Origin of the sequence: Rhodococcus sp. IEGM 1366 (assembly GCF_033142425.1) — a bacterium.
Classification (GTDB): Bacteria; Actinomycetota; Actinomycetes; order Mycobacteriales; family Mycobacteriaceae; genus Rhodococcus_F; species Rhodococcus_F globerula.
The window spans coordinates 962,128-980,776 of record NZ_JAWLRZ010000001.1 but is presented as its reverse complement, the minus strand read 5'-3'; the positions used below and the strand labels follow the sequence as shown (position 1 = coordinate 980,776).

Here is an 18,649-nt window from a genome sequence, read left to right as displayed (position 1 = left end):
AGGTACGAGATCAGCCGAGCGTGCCGAGTTCGGCAACAAGTTGGTTGATCTCGTATCGCGTCGTATACGGCGCCAACCCGATCGTGACCGCGCCACCCTCGTCGTTGACACCCAACGCGTCGAGGAGGCGTGAATTGCCGTGAGTGCCGCTCATGACCGCAATCCGCTTGTCTGCGAGATGCGCTGCCACCTTGTCGGCAGCCGTACCGTCGAGCGTGAAGCTGACCGTCGGAACCCGCGTCGGTGCATGCCCGATGACCATGACATGAGGCAGCGCGGACAGGGACCGCAGCAGGTGCTCGAAAAGGCCGTCTTGATAGTTCTGCAGTGAACTGATCGACGTTTCGAGGCGCTCCCGGCGACTGCCAGTGGCCGATTCATCGAGGCCTGCGAGGAAATCGATCGACGCGGTGAGCCCGGACAGCAGCGCGAACTGATGCCCACCCACTTCGAGACGTTCGGCACCACGCGCGTACGGGTTGAGCGAGACGGCGGGGATACGGTCGAGCAGGCCGGGATCGCGGAACACCAGCGCACCAACCTGCGGACCACCCCAGGACGGCGCACTGACCGCGATGATGTCGGCGCCGAGTTCTGCCATATCCAAATGCGCGTAGGGAGCAGCACCAACAGCGTCGACGACCATGAGGCCGCCGAATTCGTGCAGCCGATCCGCCGCGGCACGCACATTGGGCGCCGAACCCACGATCGGCGAAGCCGCAGTCAAAGCTACAAGTCGCGTCGTGGAGGTAATAAGCTCGTTGAACTGCCAACTAGGTAGTTCGCACGTCTCGATTTCAACTTCCGCCCAACGCACCTGTGCGCCGTACCGACCGGCGACGCGCAGCCAGGGCGCCACATTTGCTTCTTCGTCGAGCCGGGAGAGCACCAGACCGGTACCGAGGCCCAGTCGCGAACTCAGAGACTCTGCCAGCCAGGCCAGCAGGACCGCCCGGTCCGAGCCCAGGACAACACCCGCCGGATCACCTCCGACGAGATCTGCAACGGCGGACCGAGCACTGTCCAGGATTGCCGCGCTACGACGGTTCGAGACGTGCCGACCGGACGACGACGACGCGGCTGCCCGGAATGCGGTGGACACTGTCCGAGAGACTGCGTCGGGAATCTGCATACCCGCCTGCGGGTCGAGGTGGATCCAGCCGTCACCGAGTGAGGGAATCAATCCCCGAACGCGGGCAACGTCGTAAGCCATGCTCGACACTCTAGGGGCATGCGGCTCTGTAGTCGAAGGCAGACACCGAAATACCCGTCAGTACAGTTACTTTTTGGTTACCTTTTCGGGGTTAAGTGCAGTTTGTCGCCCTGACACGACAAGATGGAGCTATGAACAAGCCAGAGGAAGAACGGATACTGGTCATCGGCCCCGACGGCGCGGAGACAAACGGCGCGAAGACAAACACCGATCGGCAAGACGCCAGGGAGCCCGAAGGCGAATCGATCGCCGACATGGTCGAGCAGCCGGCCAAGGTCATGCGAATCGGCACGATGATCAAACAGCTCCTCGAGGAAGTGCGCGCCGCACCGCTCGACGACGCCAGCCGAGTACGGCTCAAGGAAATCCACCGATCCTCGATCCGCGAACTCGAGCAGGGCCTCGCACCGGAACTCCGCGAAGAACTCGAACGGTTGACACTGCCCTTCACCGACGACTCCGTTCCGACCGACGCAGAACTGCGGATCGCACAGGCACAGCTGGTCGGATGGCTGGAAGGCCTCTTCCACGGCATTCAGACAGCACTGTTCGCCCAGCAGATGGCGGCACGTGCCCAGCTCGAACAAATGCGTCAAGGTGCACTACCTCCGGGCATGAGCATCGGCGTCCCGCACACACAGGGGAACCCCGGGCACCCCGACCAACAGTCCCCCGGCACCGGCCAATATCTGTAACTCCGGCCACCACAACACCCGAGGAAAAGTTCGCACTGCACCGGGGCCGGTAGGCTCGACCTCCGTGTCAGCATCCGCAACCGAATCCGAGACGTCGGAGCAACCTGTGCCCGTGTCCGACTCCCAGACCTTCCATCGCGCTTTCAAAGACCTGCGCGATGGACTACGGCAGCGCGAGTTGTGGCTGAGCCTCGGTTGGCAGGACATCAAGCAGCGGTACCGCCGGTCAGTGATCGGCCCCTTCTGGATCACCATCGCCACCGGTGTCCAGGCCGCGGCGATGGGCCTCCTGTACTCCGCTCTGCTGAACATCCCACTCAAGGAGTTCCTGCCGTACGTCACGGTCGGGTTGATCGTCTGGAACCTGATCAGCGCCAGCATCCTCGAGGGCTCCGAAGTCTTCATTTCCAACGAGGGCCTGATCAAGCAGCTGCCGTCGGCGCTGAGCGTGCACGTGTATCGCCTGGTGTGGCGTCAAGTGCTGTTCTTTGCGCACAACTTCGCGATCTACATAATCCTCCTGTTCGCTTTTAGTATCTGGCAGAACATGAGCTGGACGGCGCTCGCGGCAATACCCGCATTCGTGCTGATCGTGGCGAACACACTGTGGGTATCGATCGTGTTCGGCATCTTCTCCACGCGGTACCGCGACATCGCACCCATCCTCGGCAGCCTCACCCTGCTGCTGTTCGTGCTGACACCGATCATGTGGACGACGCAGGCTCTCAAAGATCAGGGCGGGCAAGCCGCAGACCGAGTGAAGCTTGCCGAACTCAACCCGCTGTACCACTACCTCGAGATCATCCGAGCACCACTTATCGGAGCCGATCAGCAGGCATACCACTGGTACATCGTCATCGCCCTCACCGTTGTCGGCTGGGCCGTCGCGCTCCTGGCACTCCGCAAGTACCGGGCACGCGTGCCCTACTGGGTCTAGAGGAAAAACACATGAGTCAGCCAGTCAGCATCCACACGCAGAACGCGTGCGTCGACTTCCCGATCTTCGACGCCAAATCCCGCTCGCTCAAGAAAGCTTTCCTCGGTAAGGCCGGCGGATCCATCGGCCGCAACGACTCCGATGTTGTTGTCGTCGAAGCTCTCCGCGACATCACGATGACCCTCAAAGAAGGCGACCGCATCGGACTGGTCGGCCATAACGGCGCAGGCAAGTCCACCCTGCTGCGACTCCTCTCCGGGATCTACGAACCGACCCGCGGAACAGCCACCATCCGTGGCCGCGTCGCGCCGGTCTTCGATCTCGGGGTCGGGATGGACCCCGAGATCTCCGGCTACGAGAACATCATCATCCGCGGCCTGTTCCTCGGTCAGACACGCAAGCAGATGCTCGCGAAAATGGATGAGATCGCCGAATTCACCGAACTCGGCGAGTATCTCTCGATGCCACTGCGCACCTACTCCACCGGCATGCGCGTGCGCGTCGCCATGGGTGTTGTCACCAGCATCGACCCGGAAATCCTGCTCCTCGACGAAGGCATCGGCGCCGTCGACGCGGAATTCATGAAAAAAGCCCGCGTACGTCTGCAGAAACTGGTCGAACGCTCCGGAATCCTGGTTTTTGCAAGCCACTCCAACGAGTTCCTCGCCCAACTGTGCAACAGCGCGATGTGGATCGACCACGGTCAGATCCGCATGCACGGTGACATCGAAGACGTCGTCCGTGCTTACGAGGGCGACGACGCCGCCGAACATGTCCGCCACGTGATCAGAGACATGGAACGGGAGACGCCCGCGTGAGCACACCCGAGAAGATCATCGGGGTCGTCGTCACACACAAGCGTCGTGAACTGCTCGCCGAATCGCTGAAGGTGCTCAGCACACAGACCCGGCCGCTCGATCACCTCGTTGTCGTCGACAATGCCGACGAAGACGCGGTGCGTGAACTGGTCGAAGGCGCTTCCCTGCCCACCAGCTACATCGGTTCGAAGCACAATCTCGGCGGTGCCGGAGGATTTGCCCTTGGCATTCTGTATGCATTGTCACTCGGTGCAGACCGGGTTTGGCTCGCCGACGACGACGGTCGCCCCGAGGGACCCGAAGTGCTCGAAACACTGCTCGCGTGCGCGCTCCGACACGACCTTGCCGAAGTCTCTCCCGTCGTCTGCGACATCGACGATCCCGACCGCCTGGCGTTCCCCCTGCGCCGCGGCACCTCGTGGCGTCGGTTGCGTAGCGAACTCGACACCTCCGAACTCGGCGACGAGGACCTTCTGCCGGGGATCGCATCCCTCTTCAACGGCGCACTGTTCACCGCCGACGCCATCGACGCCGTCGGTGTTCCGGATCTTCGGCTGTTCGTCCGCGGCGACGAAGTGGAAGTACACCGTCGACTCGTACGATCCGGCCTGAAATTCGGCACGTGCCTGAAGACCGCCTACGTACATCCCAACGGCGCCGAGGAATTCAAGCCGATCCTGGGCGGGCGGATGCACACGCAATACCCGGACAACGATACGAAGCGCTTCTTCACCTACCGCAACCGTGGGTACATCCTTGCACAGCCCGGAATGCGCAAACTGCTTCCGCAGGAATGGATTCGGTTCGGCTGGTACTTCCTGATCACGCGGCGCGATCCCGCAGGTCTGCGCGAGTGGATGCGACTGCGCAAACTCGGCCGGGAAGAGAAGTTCGAGCGCCCGAGTTAATTTAATTCGGTTGCACCGCTCTGCCACCGTCTGAGACGATTCTGCACCGACGCATGGTGCGTCCTGAGATTTTCGAGGAGTGAGTATTGATGACTGTCGTGTTCTGCACCTATCGCACCGTCAATACTCACGATTCTTCGTACTCGAGGACACCTTCACCATGCCAGAAAACAGCACATTACTGACCAAATACGGTTGGAACGCAACACTTTCGGATACATTCGACGCACTGCTTGTCAATTCACCTGACACGGAACCTGGGCGCGTCATACGCGTGGACCGCGGCCAGTGTGACGTTGCCGTCGCGACCGGTACCGTCCGCGCACTCAGTGGCAGCAATTCGCTGTGTACCGGCGACTGGGTTGCAGTCTCCAAAGTCACGCGCGCCAACACAACGCCCGCCAACACCACGCCCGTCAACACCACGAGTGAGACCGAAACACCCACGGTCACTTCGATACTCCCACGATCGAGCAGCATCGTTCGATCCTCCGCATCCGGAAAATCCGAAGGTCAGATACTGGCCGCGAACGTCGACACCGTCGTCATCACCACGGCGTCGGACGGTGACGTCGACCTCGGACGCATCGAGAGACTACTCGCACTCGCATGGGAAAGCGGCGCAACACCGGTCGTCGTGCTCACCAAAACCGATGCAGCTCCTGATATTTCCGCCGTTCTTGCCGAAGTTTCCGCCGTCGCACCCGGCGCAACAGTGCTCGCCGTCAGCGCCGAAACCAGCGAGGGAATGGACATACTCGACGCAGTTCTGGACGGCACCGTGGCGATACTCGGTCCTTCCGGCGCCGGCAAATCAACTCTTGCCAATGCGCTCCTCGGTGATACCGCCGCGAGCTGCGTACTCGAAACGGGCCGGGTGCGGGCCGGCGACGGCAAAGGACGCCACACCACCGTGACAAGAGAACTGATTCCGTTTTCCGGCGGCCGGACGCTCATCGACACTCCGGGACTGCGGGGCGTCGGCATGTGGAACGCCGGCGAGGGTATCGACAAGACGTTCCCCGAGATCGAGGAACTGATCTCGGCCTGCCGGTTCTCCGATTGCGCACACAACTCCGAGCCTGGGTGCGCGGTCGTGGGCGCACTCGAACGCGGTGATATCGACGAGCGGAGACTCAGAAGTTATCGGAAACTACAGCGGGAGAACGCGTGGAACGCCGCACGCAGCGACGCCCGACTGCAGGCGGAACGCACGCGAGAGATCAAGGTGCTCTCCCGCCGCATCAAGGATCATTACCGGGGCCGAAGGCAGTAACGGCCGAACCCTGGCAGCATGGGAGTGATCCCGACGAGAGGTTGCCATGTTCGAGCAGTTCCGTTCCAGCGCCAGGACCAAGCTTCAGCGTGCGGTATCCGAGGTGATCGAGAACGCCGACCGCCACAATGCCGAGCGCACACGGCAGATTCTCGACGAACTAACGCGCTCGCACGACGAACTGGCCGGGGCCCGCGAAGATATCGCGGGCCTTCGGAGCAGAATCGACGAACTGGAATTCCGCCAACGCCGCGACCTTGCCTACGCAGTCGATTTGGAAGCAACCGCGTCGAGCGCGTCGTTCATCCTGGAACACATGCGGGTGGCGCAGACGTTCGGTCATCCTCACGACACACTGCGACACGCACTGAACTTGGTCGAGATTCCAGGAATGGCACTCGAATTCGGCGTCGCATCCGGAACGACTCTGAAGATCATCGCCGACGAATTTCACGAACGTGATGGCATCGTTGCCGGCTTCGACGTGTTCTCCGGGCTACCGGAGACATGGCGAACCGGATTTCCGGCCGGTGAGTTCGCCCAGGAATCTCTCCCCGAAGTACCTGGGGCACAACTCGTTCCAGGACTCTTCGAGGAAACGTTACCGACATTCCTCGATCAGGAACGTGAAACCGTGGCGTTCCTGCACGTCGACGCCGACCTCTACTCGTCGACCAAAACAGTGCTCGATCTCCTGGGAGACCGCCTAGTCCCGGGATCGATCATCGTGTTCGACGAATTCTTCAACTACCCCGGGTGGCAGAACCACGAATACCGGGCGTGGACGGAATACGTCACACGCACCGGCATCTCCTTCGAGTACGTCGGTTACACCTTCGACAACGAACAGGTGATAGCCAAGATAGTCAGGTGAGAGTCACTTCTCGTACAGGCGAGCCCAGTTCTCGCGGCTGGTGAGCTGCGGGAACTCCCGGGCGAATGCCTCAGCGACACTTGGTGCTTCGGCCAGGAATCGCTTGATCACGCCGGCAAGGCGACCACTCATCTCGGCAGCCGTCTCACTGTCGAAGCGGCGTTCACGCACGCCACCCTGCGAAGCGTCGGTCACGAAGACATGATCGAAGCGTCCGACGTGCCACCACTGCGCGTCCTCGTAGGAGATCGCCACCGGACCCCGCTCGAGCTGGTTGCGAGCCTGCATCACAGCGCGTTTCGCAAGAACAAGATCGGTCCACAGGCCGGTCTTGGGACTGGGCGCAACGCGGCGAATCGGCAGCCTTCCCGGCAACTCAGACGCCGGACGAGTCACCGTCTCCGGGAACCGCTTTCGTTCCTGGTTGATCGTCGCCAACGCCTTCTGCCCACCGTCGGCCAGGCCCGCCGGGCCTTCGAGGAATCCCTCGATCGCCCGGATTTGTGTGTGCGCGAGGCCGTACTGCAAACCGACTATCGAATGCGAAATATCCCGGGCCAGTTGCTTGGCCAGTGTCTTCGGCGCAAAACCCGGATCGAGTGACGCGGTGATCAGACCGTTGCGAGTACTGAAGTAGTGGGCAAAACCGTCGACGTCCTTCCAGTAGAAGTCCGCATGCCAGACCGCGGCCGACGGCAACGTGATGGTGGGGATTCCGGCCCGTCCGGCGCGCAGGCTGTACTCGACGTCGTCCCACTGGAAGAACACCGGGAGGGGCAGCCCGATGCGTTCGATGGCTTCAGCGGGGATCAGGCACGTCCACCAACCGTTGTATTCGGCGTCCACTCGGCGTTCCGGCAGCTTCTCGAGCACGCTCCGGTTACGGACCCCGTGCTCGTCGGTCGGCACACCGCGCTGAAGGGTGCCCAGATCGACGCGTTCACCCGAAGCCAACAAGTAGTCGGGATTGAACAGGAAAAGCATCTGAGCGCCGATCAAGGCCGGTTCCGTTGTCATGTTCGCAAACGCACTCAGTCGAAGGACCGATTCCGGTTCACACAGAATGTCGTCGTCCATCAAGATCACGTCGGAGTGCGGTCCGGCCTCCGAAGCCTCGTACAGTCCTCGCGTGAACCCGCCGGCACCGCCCAGGTTCGCCTGCCGCAGGTACTGCAGGCGCGATCCGAACTTCTTCGACACTTCCTGGAAAAGCTCACGACTCTCCACCGGATCGGTGCCCTGATCGACGACGTACAACGCGTCGAGCAACCCCAACACGCGTTCGTCGGACGCAAGAGCCTCGACGGTGCGCGCACAGTCGTCGGCGCGGTTGAACGTGCAGATCGCTACCGCTACCGGCCGGATCAGCTTCGGTGAAACGACGGACCATTCGACGTCGTCGACAACTGCGCCGCCGCCCTGCGCTTCGAACTGCAACCACAGCGCGCCGCCGTCGACAAAAGTGTCGAGAGGCGCCGTCATGGAAATCTGCTCGGTTCCGGTAACAACGACATTGGTCACGATACGACGGTGACCACCGATGTCGGACGCCTGAATTTGAACGCGGCAGGCCGTCTCGGCTACGACGCGCGCGGTGACGGTGACCTCGGTGACAGCCGTCCACCGCTGCCAGTAGCTGGCCGGAAATCGACCGAAGAAAGTATTGGTGTGCGCAACAGCTCCGGGCTGAAGTCGCAGTTCGAACCGAGATCGTGTCGACATGCCGACCTTGGTTACGGCGTACAACTCGTCACTGGCGACGGGAGAGGTTCCGGTGAACAACGTGCGCTGCGCTACCAGGCGATCCGAGCTCGCACGATGTTCGATCAACTCGACCCCGCTGTCGGACTGCCCGGTGTCGGACTGGCCATCGGTCACTTTCACGGTATCCACACCTCGCAGGGTATCGCGAACCCGCTCACCCCTGCCGCAAGCACCAGGCCACGCTGGTTCTACCCGCGGTACCCCGGGCCGGCCACAGCGGCCAGCTCCTTCTTTCGCCGGCGAAGCGACAACAATCCGTTTGCCATTTGAATGACGTCCTTGGGCGAAATCCGGCTTGCATGCGCGAGGTGATCGTCACTGAGACGAATCGGAACCTCCACAGGGCGCACGCCCGCCAATTCCAGCGCGTAGTCCAGTTCCGTCGTAAACAGAAAACCTCGCTCGGCCAAAGCCGGCGCGATCTGGCGCACCAAGGTGCCGTCGACGATGAACGTTCCCTGCGGATCACCCGTCCGGGTACCCAATATGGCTCGTCGAAGGGTGGCAAATCCACCGGTCATGATCGCTCTCAACAGGCCACGCTGCACCTCGGATTCCGCGTGGGCCTTCGAACCGATGACCACGGGAGGAACAGACCCCAAATCAGCCATCACACGGTTCGCGCCTTCGATGTCGCCGAAACCGAACGGCAGATCGTCCGCGGTGAGCAACACCCGCTCTCCCCGTGACGCGATGATTCCCGCGCGCAGTGCCGCACCCATGCCTTTGTCACTGGTCATGGGGCGGAAAGTCACGGCCGGCCAGGACCAGGCAGCCGACAACGCGGCACACACGTCCGCAGTGTTATCGGTGGAACCGTTCTCCACGACGATGATCTCGACTGGGCTGGTGCTCTTGGCAGGGCTGGTGCTCTTGGCAGGGTTGGCGCTGAAGTACTCGGCGAACTGTCGCACCGTCGACTCCAGTACCTCACCTGAGTTGTATGCGGGGATGACCACCGAAAGCTCCGGCGTAGCTGATTCCCCACGAACGGGTTCCGTCCGCGATGTCGCCACGTGCCGATCTCCTTCTTCCCCGACTGCAGTTCGAACTCGTCGGAATACTACGCTCCAAGGAAATGGGCTCCGAGAAACAGGGCACTGAGAAACAGGGCTCTGAGGGATAGGGCACGCCCCGGGCTCCGAAGTACAGCCATCGACTCGACGACGAAAGCACATCGTGAAATCTGACTTGCCGCTTGCTCAACGCGTAGTGCCGCCGATTCTGCTCGCCGCTCTGGTTTCGATCGTCGCGGCAATCCCACTGATTTCCAATCGCTGGTTCTACTACTGGGACGACAGTGCAGCAGCTTTCACGCCGGGATGGCACACGATCGGCGAACGAATTCTGTCCGGTTCGTGGCCGACGCTCATTCCCGAATTGTGGGCCGGTGGAAACGTCACCGCCGAAGCCCTTTACGGGACATACAATCCCGTGATCCTTCTGGATTCGGTTGCCATCGCGCTCATTCCGAACCTCGGCATCGGGATCACGCTCGTCAAAATGCAATTCATGGCGATACTTGCCGTCGGTGTCTACCTCGTGGCTCGGCAGTACGGCGCAAACCGGTCGATGGCATTCATCGCCGGATTTGCCATGCCATTCGCCGGTTACACACTCTACTTCGACGCTTCCAGTTGGGCATCCGGACTGATCGCCTTCGCGTGGATCCCCCACGTGTGGTGGTCGACGCGGGCCAGTGCACTCGGGCGCGTGAATCCGCTGGTACCGATAGCATTCGGCTATCTCGCCATGACCACCGGCAACCCGTACGGAGCGGTTGGCGTCGCTGTCGTCTATATCGCCGTCATCGCGGAATGCATCGCGATCAAACGGGCAGGCAGTATCCGGTCACTTCTCATCAGTGCCACGGCGATCATCATGATGTCGCTGATCGTGTACCTGCCACTTCTGTTCACCACCGGCGTATCCGTGCGCACGCAGTCCGGCATCGCGAACGACGGCTCGCTACGCCCCGATCTCGGTGATCTGATCAACGTTTCAGGACCTTCCAACCAGCCGTACGTCACGGCATTTGCATCACCTGCCATGACGATTCCCCTGGTCTACCTGGCTTGGTTCCTGATCCCGCTTGCTCCCTGGATTCGATGGAGTTCGCTCAAGGCGCTGGGGCGTCACAGTGTTTCGCTCTTCGTCTTCGGCGGAATCTACGTGGTGCTGCTTCTCGGCCCGTCGAATCTGTGGCTGTTCCGTTGGCCGGCAAGACTTCTCGAATACGGCCAACTGCCCGCCATCGTTGTCGCGGCGGTTGCTCTGTCCGCAGGCTTGCAGCGTGATCGAATCCGCGCGCGATCGATCATCACCGCAGGATTGTTGGCGCTCCAGTTCTATCTCGCCTGGTCGAATGTCCCCGAAGACATCGGCATTCACTTCGCATCGCTGCTCATCACCGTGGTTCTGACGGCCGTCGCTCTGATCGTGACCTACCGGAAACCCCGATACCTGGCAGGTGCACTCGCGGCCGGAATCGTCGTAATGCTCAGTGCCCAGACAAACTTCTGGTTCACCGGAAACTACAACGTCACACCGTGGAATTTCCCGCGGCAGATCGCGTTCCTGGAATCGAAATTCGAAGACCGATACCAAGGAACAACTTTCGCCATCGCCGATCCCGTCAACATTCCGCTCGACAACCAAACCGGACAGTGGGGAGATTTGCTGTTCGGAAATGCCTGGCAGCCTGCGGGCGTCGACGCCGTAAACAGCTACGCGGGAATCAGCTACAACGACTTCGTTCAAGCCCTGTGCCTGAACTACTACGGCGGCGTCCAGTGCCCCGACGCAGTCGATCGACTACTCGCCGAGTCACCGGGCACCGGCGTGTCCTGGCTCGACGCGATGCGCATCGATACCGTCGTCGTTCAGAATTCCGGACCGTACGGTGGAAAAAGCGCACTCGACGCCCTTCCCGAGAGCGACTGGACCGTCTCGCCCGATCGCGTCGTCACGGTCGGCCGCCGCACCACCGATCACCAGTGGCCGGACGGTCGTGTCTCCGCAACCACACCGGGACTCGATGTTCAGGGCGACGCCGCCGCAACGGACACCCGGGAAACCGTCGAGTACACCGGATCAGGCACGGTCACCTTCGCCCTGCTCGCCTGGCCCGGCTGGACCGCAACCGTAGACGGGCAGTCGGTGGAAACGAAGGCCAGCCCCGGCGGCTTGTTGCAAGTCGATCTACCGCCGAGCGCCGACGCCGGATCGACACTCACCATCGAATTCGCCCCGCCTGGAAGCACATTCGGATGGGGCATCGCCGGCGTCGGGCTACTGGTCGCCTTGTCTCAAGGCGCCTGGGCGTTCCGAACGCGGCGCAATCAGGAAGAAAGCGTCGCAGCGAGCGCAGATTCCGTGACTTCGTGAACCGCACGGTGAGCGGGCAGAATTGACGCCCGCTCACCGTCCGCATCACCCGTTCCCTGCACCAACCCGAGGAAATGCGTCAACTGCGCTGCCAGCGGCTCCTCGCTGTAACGGATCGTCGGAATCTCGATGACCGTCTGCTGCTGGTAGCCGTCCCGATCGGTGGGCATGTTGTCGTCGATGTGACGGTAGATCGTGATGTCGCGACGAAGCAGATCGATCTCGATGAGTCGATCAGCCTCGAGCAACGACAGTTGACGGATCTTGCGCTGGCTGATTCGGCTGGCCGAAATAGTCGCTACCGCACCCGAATCGAAACGCAGAACAGCGTCGGCGCAATCTTCCGACCGGTTCTGCACGGAAGTCGGATGGAAGTATCCGAACTCGCCTTTAGCCAAACTCGGCTCCGAGCCGGCAAATCCGATAGCCAAGTCGATGTCGTGAATCAACAAGTCTGTCGCAACGCCGGTCGGAATGCGAGAAACAAACGGAGAGTGACGAATACCGTTAACCTGCCACACATCGCCGGAGAACTCGCGTGCAGTGCGAACAGCTGGATTGAAGCGTTCGAGGAGACCGCACATCAGCGGAACACCGGACGCGCGTGAACGATCGACCAAGTCGACGCTCTGCTCGTACGTCGCGGCCAACGGCTTCTCCACCAGAACGGGCTTACCCAGATCGAGAACCCGTCCGGCCAACTCGTAGTGGGCCGGTGTGGCTGCGGCGATCACCACAGCGTCGATACCGTCGAGTGTGTCGAAATCCGCAGCCCAGCGCGTATCGAACCGCTCCGCAACAGCTTTGCCCTGTTCCTCGCGCGGCTCGATCAACAACTCCAACTCGCACAAAGCCGACTGCGCGATGACACGCGCATGCAGCGAACCCATCTGGCCGGAGCCGACAAGGGCAATACGGGGCTTGCTCGTGGTCATTTTCAGGCCTCCATAGCGCCGCGCACTGCGGCAACGATCTGATCGACATCTCCGGCGGACAATGCCGCGTGGACCGGAATACTCAAGCACCGCGACGCCACCGACGTCGCAACCGGCGTGTCCTCGATCACCACACGGGGATGTTCGCGGTAGCACTCGTAGTCGTACACAGCCTTGGGGTAGTAGATCCCGCTGCCGATGTCCTTCGCTGCGAGACGCTCGCTCAATTCGTCGCGAGAAATCGGTGCGTCCTCGGCCAACAACAAGGTGAACTGGTGCCAGACATGTCCGCGGCCGGACAGCTCAGCCGGCAGGATCAGCCCGTCGACATCTTTCAAACCGACTCGTAAGGCTTCCGCATTGCGTCGACGCGCCTCGACCTGCTGCATGTACGTCGCCATCTGCGGCAGCGCCAAGCTTGCCTGTAGATCGGTCATCCGGTAGTTCTGGCCGACCATCTCGTACTGGTAGCGAGCCCGCATACCCTGGTTACGCAGGACACGAAGTCGGTCGGCTGTCGCGTCGTCGTCAGTGGTGATCATTCCGCCTTCGGCGGTCGTGAGGTTCTTCGTCGCGTAAAACGAGAAGCAGCCCAACCCGAAACTGCCGGCGCCGCGCCCCTCGAAGGTCGCACCGTGAGCTTGAGCAGCATCCTCGACGACAGTCAGACCATGCGTCGTGGCCAACGGCATCAACGCCCCCATGTCAGCCGACTGGCCGTACAGGTGAACGGGCATCAGCACCTTCGTACGATCGCCGATTCGGGCTGCAGCGGCAGCGGGGTCCAGATTGAAATCGGACTCGGAAATATCGGCGAACCTGGCCGTCGCACCGGCCTCGAGAATCGCATTCAACGTGGCAACAAATGTGAACGGCGTGGTCAGAACCTCGTCACCGGGCTGCAGATCCTGAACCTGAAGTGCCGCGATCAGCGCCGTGGTGCCGTTGTTCACCGCCACCGCATGACGAGTACCGACCAAAGCCGCGAACTCGTCCTCGAGCCGCTTGACCTTGGGGCCCTGCGCGACAATCCCCGATCGCAGAGTGTCCAGCACCTCGCGCTCGACTTCTTCCCCGAACGAGATACTGGATATCGCGATCACTGAGTTACCTCCGATAGATTCATCCGACTGTCGTCGGAACGAAATACTCCGACAACCAACGAAGCGTATCGAAACGCAATTCGATACTTCGAGAGGATTCCGGAACACGCATGTCTTCACGTCCTGACTGCCATATCCATCCCACCGCCCTGGTCGGCGCCGAAGTACTGATCGGAACCGGTGTGACGATCGGACCGAATGCAGTCCTGACCGGTCCACTCGACATCGGCGACGACTGCTGGATCGGGGCGGGAGCCGTGCTGGGAGCACCACCGGAGATCCTCGGCGCACACCATCCCACCTCGTGGTCCGACAGCGCGGGCCTCGGAATCCGCATCGGCGCCCGAACCACAATCCGTGAACTGACCACCGTCCACCAGGGCAGCGAACGACGCACCGAAATCGGTGACGATTGTTTCGTGATGAACCGTGTCGGCATCGAACACGACGTTCAGGTCGGTGACCGGTGTGTCGTGTCGTCCGGGACTACGCTCGCCGGGCATGTCAGCGTCGGAGACGGCGTCAATCTGGGGATGCATACCGTCGCTCATCAACGACGCGTCATCGGATCCGGATCCATGATCGGTATGGGAACCGTGGTGGTCAAAGACGTTCCTCCGTTTGCCAAGGCCTTCGGCAATCCGGTGTCACTGCACGGCGTCAACCGGATCGGTATGAGCCGTTCGGGCATCTCCGAAGAAGCTATCGAGGCAGTTGCGGCGATCTACGCCGCCGGAAGCTTCGACGGTCTAACCGCCTTCCCGGATTCTCTGCGCGACGCCTTCACCTGGTGGCGCGAACGGGCCGACAAACCACTCGTTGTGTAGCTGGGAGAACCCTGGTTGGTATCGTCAGGCAAATGACGAACGGGTGGGAAGTTCCAGGCGCGTGAGTACACCCCCCGAATCCGAACATCCCAAACCCGAAATGCCGGTCGACGATGTCGAGCCAGCCGCGAAGCCGAACACTCTGCGCGGACTGCTCGTCAACGGATTCAAAGTTCTGGTCACCGTCGCGATCGTCATTGCAATCATTTTTGCGGTGAAGTCCCAATGGGCAGCCGTCAAAAGCACGATCACCGAACTGAACTGGTGGACGCTCGCTGCGTCGTCGCTGTTCATCTTCCTCGGCATGGGCGCCGCAGTGCGATCCTGGCAACACGCACTCGGTGCCCTGGAACAACCGATCCCGGCGTTCGACGCTGCCCGCGCTTATCTGGTCGGCCAACTCGGCAAGTACCTTCCCGGCAGTGTGTGGGCATTTGTGCTGCAAACGGAACTCGTGAGGCGCGCCGGCGTGTCCCGGGCCGCAGGCTTTGTCGCAGTGCTGGTCACGGTGGGGTTGAGTACAACTTCGGCGTTGGTCGTGGGACTCTTCGGTCTACCTGCTCTGTTCGAGGTCAGCACGGTAGCAGCGGTCGGCGTGATCATCCTGGTACCGATCGCATTGGTCTGCGCGTACCCACCCGTCCTCACCCGTTTGGTGAACCTCGCGCTGAAATTGCTCCGCCGCGCACCCCTGCACAAACCGCTCACAATGCACAAAATAGCCCTCGCGCTGGGCTGGTGCGCAGCTAGTTGGGTGCTCTACGGCATCCAACTGTGGCTGCTCGCGTCCAGCTCGGCGGGATTCGAAATTCGTGGGCTCGTCCAATGCATCGGGGCTCTCGCCCTCGGTATGTGCGCGGGCGTCCTGGTATTTGTCGTCCCGTCCGGAATCGGTGTCCGCGAAGCCGTCATCGTCGCAGCGCTTTCGCCGTTCATGGATGCGGGCGTCGCGCTCGGCCTCGCGCTGGCGTCGAGGCTGCTCTTCACCCTCTGCGAAGTCTTTGCCGGCGTCGTGGCTGCGCTCTCGGGATCGCGGGTCCTGCGCAACGCTCTCGTGCACGAGCGTTCCCGGGTACCCGATCCCAGCAAAGCCAGAGCTGACAAAGTCCAGTAAGCCGCTCAGTCCACGACAGCTTCCGACGCTGAATAGCCTGCCTCGGTGACAGCCTTCTGTGGACGCCACCACTGTTCGTTGTCGCGATACCACTCCACGGTGGCTTCCAATCCACTGCGGAAATTGCGATACAACGGCTGCCATCCCAGTTCCCGTTGAATTCGCGTCGGATCGATCGCGTACCGCATATCGTGGCCTGGACGGTCAGTGACAAAGTCGAATTCGTCTGGTTTGCGCCCGAAAATCTCGAGCAGGGCTGCAATCACCGTCCGGTTATCCGTTTCACCATCCGCGCCAATCAGGTACGTTTCGCCCGACTTGCCTCGTTCCAGGATGTCCCAGACCGCACGATTGTGATCGTCGACGTGAATCCAATCGCGAACGTTGCGACCTTCCCCGTACAACCGGGGACGCACACCGTCGATCAGATTTGTGATCTGGCGCGGGATGAACTTCTCGACATGCTGCAACGGGCCGTAATTGTTGGAGCAATTGGAGATCGTTGCCTCGATCCCGAACGAACGCACCCATGCCCGCACAATCAGATCGCTCGACGCCTTTGACGCCGAATACGGACTCGAAGGGTTGTACGGCGTCGACTCGGTGAATCGCGTCGGGTCATCCAGTTCAAGATCGCCGTACACCTCGTCCGTCGAGATGTGGTGATACCGGACCTTATGCGCCCGAACAGCCTGCAGCAGCGAGAACGTGCCCATCACGTTAGTTCGGATGAACGGTTCCGGATCACTCAACGAATTGTCGTTGTGGCTCTCCGCCGCAAAATGCACCACCGCATCGGACCGCGCTACCAACTCGTCCACCAAGCCCTGATCGGCGACGTCACCGTGAATGAAGTGGATACGATCCTCCACCTCGGCAAGTGAGCTCCGATTACCGGCATAGGTGAGAGCATCGAGAACCGTAACCTCGACGCCCGGACGCGAAGTCACCGTCTGGTGAACAAAATTGGCACCGATAAACCCGGCACCCCCGGTGACCAGCAGTCGCACGTTCATCTCCTCAAGCTTGCCGAACCCTTCGAACCTTACCGCCCGTCGGCGCCTGACCGGTTTGCTCGTCGGATCTGACCGCTTTGCCCATTAGTGCCCGATCCGTTTGCACATCGGTGCCCGATCCGTTTGCACATCGGTGCCCGATCCGTTTGCCCATCGGTGCCCGATCCGTTTGCTTCGATATGCGTACGTGCAGGACACTGCACGTATGCGTGGAATCATTCTGGCCGGCGGCACAGGCTCTCGCCTGCACCCGATCACTCTCGGAGTGAGCAAGCAGATGCTGCCGATCTACGACAAGCCGATGATCTACTACCCGCTTTCCACTCTGATGTTGGCGAACATTCGCGACATTCTCATCATCACCACGCCGCACGACTCCGAACAATTCAGGCGCCTACTCGGTGACGGTTCCCAATTCGGGGTCAATCTGACCTACGCGATCCAGCACGAACCGAACGGACTCGCAACAGCATTCGTCCTTGGCGCCGAACACATCGGGAGCGAATCTGTTGCACTTGTCTTGGGCGACAACATCTTCTACGGTCCGGGTCTGGGCACCCAGTTGAAGCGATTCTCCGACATCGACGGAGGGGCGATCTTCGCCTACTGGGTCTCCGATCCCACCGCCTACGGGGTCATCGAGTTCGACGACGCCGGACGCGCGATCTCCATCGAGGAAAAGCCGGAATCCCCGAAATCGAACTACGCCATACCCGGACTGTATTTCTACGACAGCGGCGTTGTGGACATCGCGCGAGACCTGAAGCCCTCCGACCGAGGCGAATTCGAGATATCCGACGTCAATCGCCACTACCTCGACGCGGGTCGTCTACAAGTCGATATCCTCCCCCGTGGAACCGCCTGGCTCGACACCGGCACCTCGAACTCCCTTCTCGAAGCCGCCAACTACGTGCGGACAATCGAGCATCGTCAGGGCCTCAAAATCGGCTCACCCGAAGAAGTTGCCTGGAGGCAGGGATTCATCACCTCCGACCAAATGCGCTCCCAAGCAGAAACATTGGGTAAATCTGGCTACGGCGATTACCTCCTCGCCCTACTCGAACACGGCAAGGAATGGTGACATGGACATCCGCGAGCTGAAAATTTCCGGAGCTTGGGAAATCACTCCCCGACAGTTCGGAGACAACCGCGGCGTTTTCCTCGAATGGTTCAAGAGCTCAGCATTCACGGCCGCAACAGGCCGCAACCTCGAACTGGCGCAAGCTAATTGCTCGGTTTCTGCAGCGGGCAGTCTGCGCGGAATCCACTTCACCGACACACCTCCCGGGCAAGCCAAGTACGTCACCTGCGTCAAAGGGGCCTTCCTCGACGTGATCGTCGACCTGCGCGTCGGATCCCCTACATTCGGCGAATGGGATTCCGTCCTGATCGACGACATCGACCGCAAAGCGGTCTACCTGTCCGAAGGCCTGGGGCACGCCATTCTGTCCCTCGAGGACGGATCGACTGTCATGTATCTCTGCAGCATCGAATACTCCCCGCAATTCGACCGCGACCTCGACCCTTTCGATCCGGAACTGAACATCGCCTGGCCAACAACCGACCGGGCAGGTCACCCCCTGGCCTACGAACTGTCTGCAAAAGATAGTGCCGCACCATCACTCGAGGCACTTCGCACACAAGGACTCTTGCCCAGGTTCTAGGGGCCCAAGTTCTAGGTGACCAGGTTCCAGTGCCCCGTTTTTGTGACCGCACCACCGCCGAATCGGTAATCTGCACCAAAATAGATACACCGGTACTGGTAACCGACGGGCATGGGTA

General features: G+C 61.2%; 17 protein-coding genes. 11 read left to right on the top strand and 6 right to left on the bottom strand.

The window, feature by feature from the left end; genetic code table 11:
* Positions 1-10 precede the first annotated feature (10 nt).
* Complete coding sequence (locus R4P64_RS04675; protein WP_045066388.1) at positions 11-1,213, bottom strand: cysteine desulfurase-like protein; 1,203 nt, start codon at positions 1,211-1,213, stop codon at positions 11-13.
* Positions 1,214-1,344: 131 nt separating this feature from the next.
* On the opposite strand from R4P64_RS04675, the gene R4P64_RS04670 reads away from it, so the two are divergent.
* From R4P64_RS04670 to R4P64_RS04645, 6 genes are all read left to right on the top strand, one after another.
* Complete coding sequence (locus R4P64_RS04670; RefSeq protein WP_317819507.1) at positions 1,345-1,908, top strand: bacterial proteasome activator family protein; 564 nt, start codon at positions 1,345-1,347, stop codon at positions 1,906-1,908.
* A gap of 64 nt (positions 1,909-1,972) precedes the next feature.
* Positions 1,973-2,845, top strand: coding sequence for an ABC transporter permease (locus R4P64_RS04665; protein WP_317819506.1), 873 nt, complete (start codon positions 1,973-1,975; stop codon positions 2,843-2,845).
* Between the two features lie 11 nt (positions 2,846-2,856).
* Positions 2,857-3,663 carry an ABC transporter ATP-binding protein gene (locus R4P64_RS04660; protein WP_033235133.1) on the top strand — a complete coding sequence of 269 codons (807 nt, stop codon included), beginning with the start codon at positions 2,857-2,859 and terminating at the stop codon, positions 3,661-3,663.
* Positions 3,660-4,571, top strand: coding sequence for a glycosyltransferase (locus R4P64_RS04655; protein WP_095887660.1), 912 nt, complete (start codon positions 3,660-3,662; stop codon positions 4,569-4,571). Before R4P64_RS04660 ends, R4P64_RS04655 begins: the two co-directional genes overlap by 4 nt.
* 160 nt (positions 4,572-4,731) lie before the next feature.
* A complete protein-coding gene (gene rsgA, locus R4P64_RS04650) occupies positions 4,732-5,847 on the top strand; it encodes a ribosome small subunit-dependent GTPase A (RefSeq protein WP_317819504.1) in 1,116 nt (371 codons plus the stop codon).
* Between the two features lie 46 nt (positions 5,848-5,893).
* A complete protein-coding gene (locus R4P64_RS04645; RefSeq protein ID WP_033235135.1) occupies positions 5,894-6,721 on the top strand; it encodes a TylF/MycF/NovP-related O-methyltransferase in 828 nt (275 codons plus the stop codon).
* Positions 6,722-6,724: 3 nt separating this feature from the next.
* Here R4P64_RS04645 and R4P64_RS04640 read toward each other — a convergent pair whose 3' ends face one another.
* Both R4P64_RS04640 and R4P64_RS04635 read right to left on the bottom strand, forming a co-directional pair.
* Positions 6,725-8,605, bottom strand: a complete 1,881-nt coding sequence (locus tag R4P64_RS04640) for a glycosyltransferase (protein WP_317819756.1) — start codon at positions 8,603-8,605, stop codon at positions 6,725-6,727.
* Positions 8,606-8,673: 68 nt separating this feature from the next.
* Positions 8,674-9,501, bottom strand: coding sequence for a glycosyltransferase (locus R4P64_RS04635; protein ID WP_317819503.1), 828 nt, complete (start codon positions 9,499-9,501; stop codon positions 8,674-8,676).
* Positions 9,502-9,664: 163 nt separating this feature from the next.
* Here R4P64_RS04635 and R4P64_RS04630 point away from each other — a divergent pair, with 163 nt between their 5' ends.
* Positions 9,665-11,872 carry a hypothetical protein gene (locus R4P64_RS04630; RefSeq protein WP_317819502.1) on the top strand — a complete coding sequence of 736 codons (2,208 nt, stop codon included), beginning with the start codon at positions 9,665-9,667 and terminating at the stop codon, positions 11,870-11,872.
* Here R4P64_RS04630 and R4P64_RS04625 read toward each other — a convergent pair.
* Both R4P64_RS04625 and R4P64_RS04620 read right to left on the bottom strand, forming a co-directional pair.
* Positions 11,827-12,807 carry a Gfo/Idh/MocA family protein gene (locus R4P64_RS04625; protein WP_033235138.1) on the bottom strand — a complete coding sequence of 327 codons (981 nt, stop codon included), beginning with the start codon at positions 12,805-12,807 and terminating at the stop codon, positions 11,827-11,829. The genes R4P64_RS04630 and R4P64_RS04625 overlap by 46 nt on opposite strands.
* A gap of 2 nt (positions 12,808-12,809) precedes the next feature.
* Positions 12,810-13,910 carry a DegT/DnrJ/EryC1/StrS family aminotransferase gene (locus R4P64_RS04620; protein ID WP_045066372.1) on the bottom strand — a complete coding sequence of 367 codons (1,101 nt, stop codon included), beginning with the start codon at positions 13,908-13,910 and terminating at the stop codon, positions 12,810-12,812.
* Between the two features lie 110 nt (positions 13,911-14,020).
* On the opposite strand from R4P64_RS04620, the gene R4P64_RS04615 reads away from it, so the two are divergent.
* Both R4P64_RS04615 and R4P64_RS04610 read left to right on the top strand, forming a co-directional pair.
* A complete protein-coding gene (locus R4P64_RS04615) occupies positions 14,021-14,737 on the top strand; it encodes a DapH/DapD/GlmU-related protein (RefSeq protein ID WP_317819499.1) in 717 nt (238 codons plus the stop codon).
* A 100-nt stretch (positions 14,738-14,837) separates the two neighbouring features.
* Positions 14,838-15,851: a YbhN family protein gene (locus R4P64_RS04610; protein ID WP_219113059.1), complete on the top strand. Its 1,014-nt coding sequence runs from the start codon at positions 14,838-14,840 to the stop codon at positions 15,849-15,851.
* A 5-nt stretch (positions 15,852-15,856) separates the two neighbouring features.
* Here the strand turns inward: R4P64_RS04610 and rfbB are convergent, their stop codons facing one another.
* Positions 15,857-16,861, bottom strand: coding sequence for a dTDP-glucose 4,6-dehydratase (gene rfbB, locus R4P64_RS04605; RefSeq protein WP_317819754.1), 1,005 nt, complete (start codon positions 16,859-16,861; stop codon positions 15,857-15,859).
* Between the two features lie 211 nt (positions 16,862-17,072).
* Here rfbB and rfbA point away from each other — a divergent pair, with 211 nt between their 5' ends.
* Both rfbA and R4P64_RS04595 read left to right on the top strand, forming a co-directional pair.
* On the top strand, positions 17,073-17,948 hold the full coding sequence (rfbA, locus tag R4P64_RS04600; protein WP_317819498.1) for a glucose-1-phosphate thymidylyltransferase RfbA: 876 nt from the start codon (positions 17,073-17,075) through the stop codon (positions 17,946-17,948).
* Between the two features lies 1 nt (position 17,949).
* Complete coding sequence (locus R4P64_RS04595) at positions 17,950-18,531, top strand: dTDP-4-dehydrorhamnose 3,5-epimerase family protein (protein WP_033235142.1); 582 nt, start codon at positions 17,950-17,952, stop codon at positions 18,529-18,531.
* Positions 18,532-18,649: the final 118 nt, after the last annotated feature.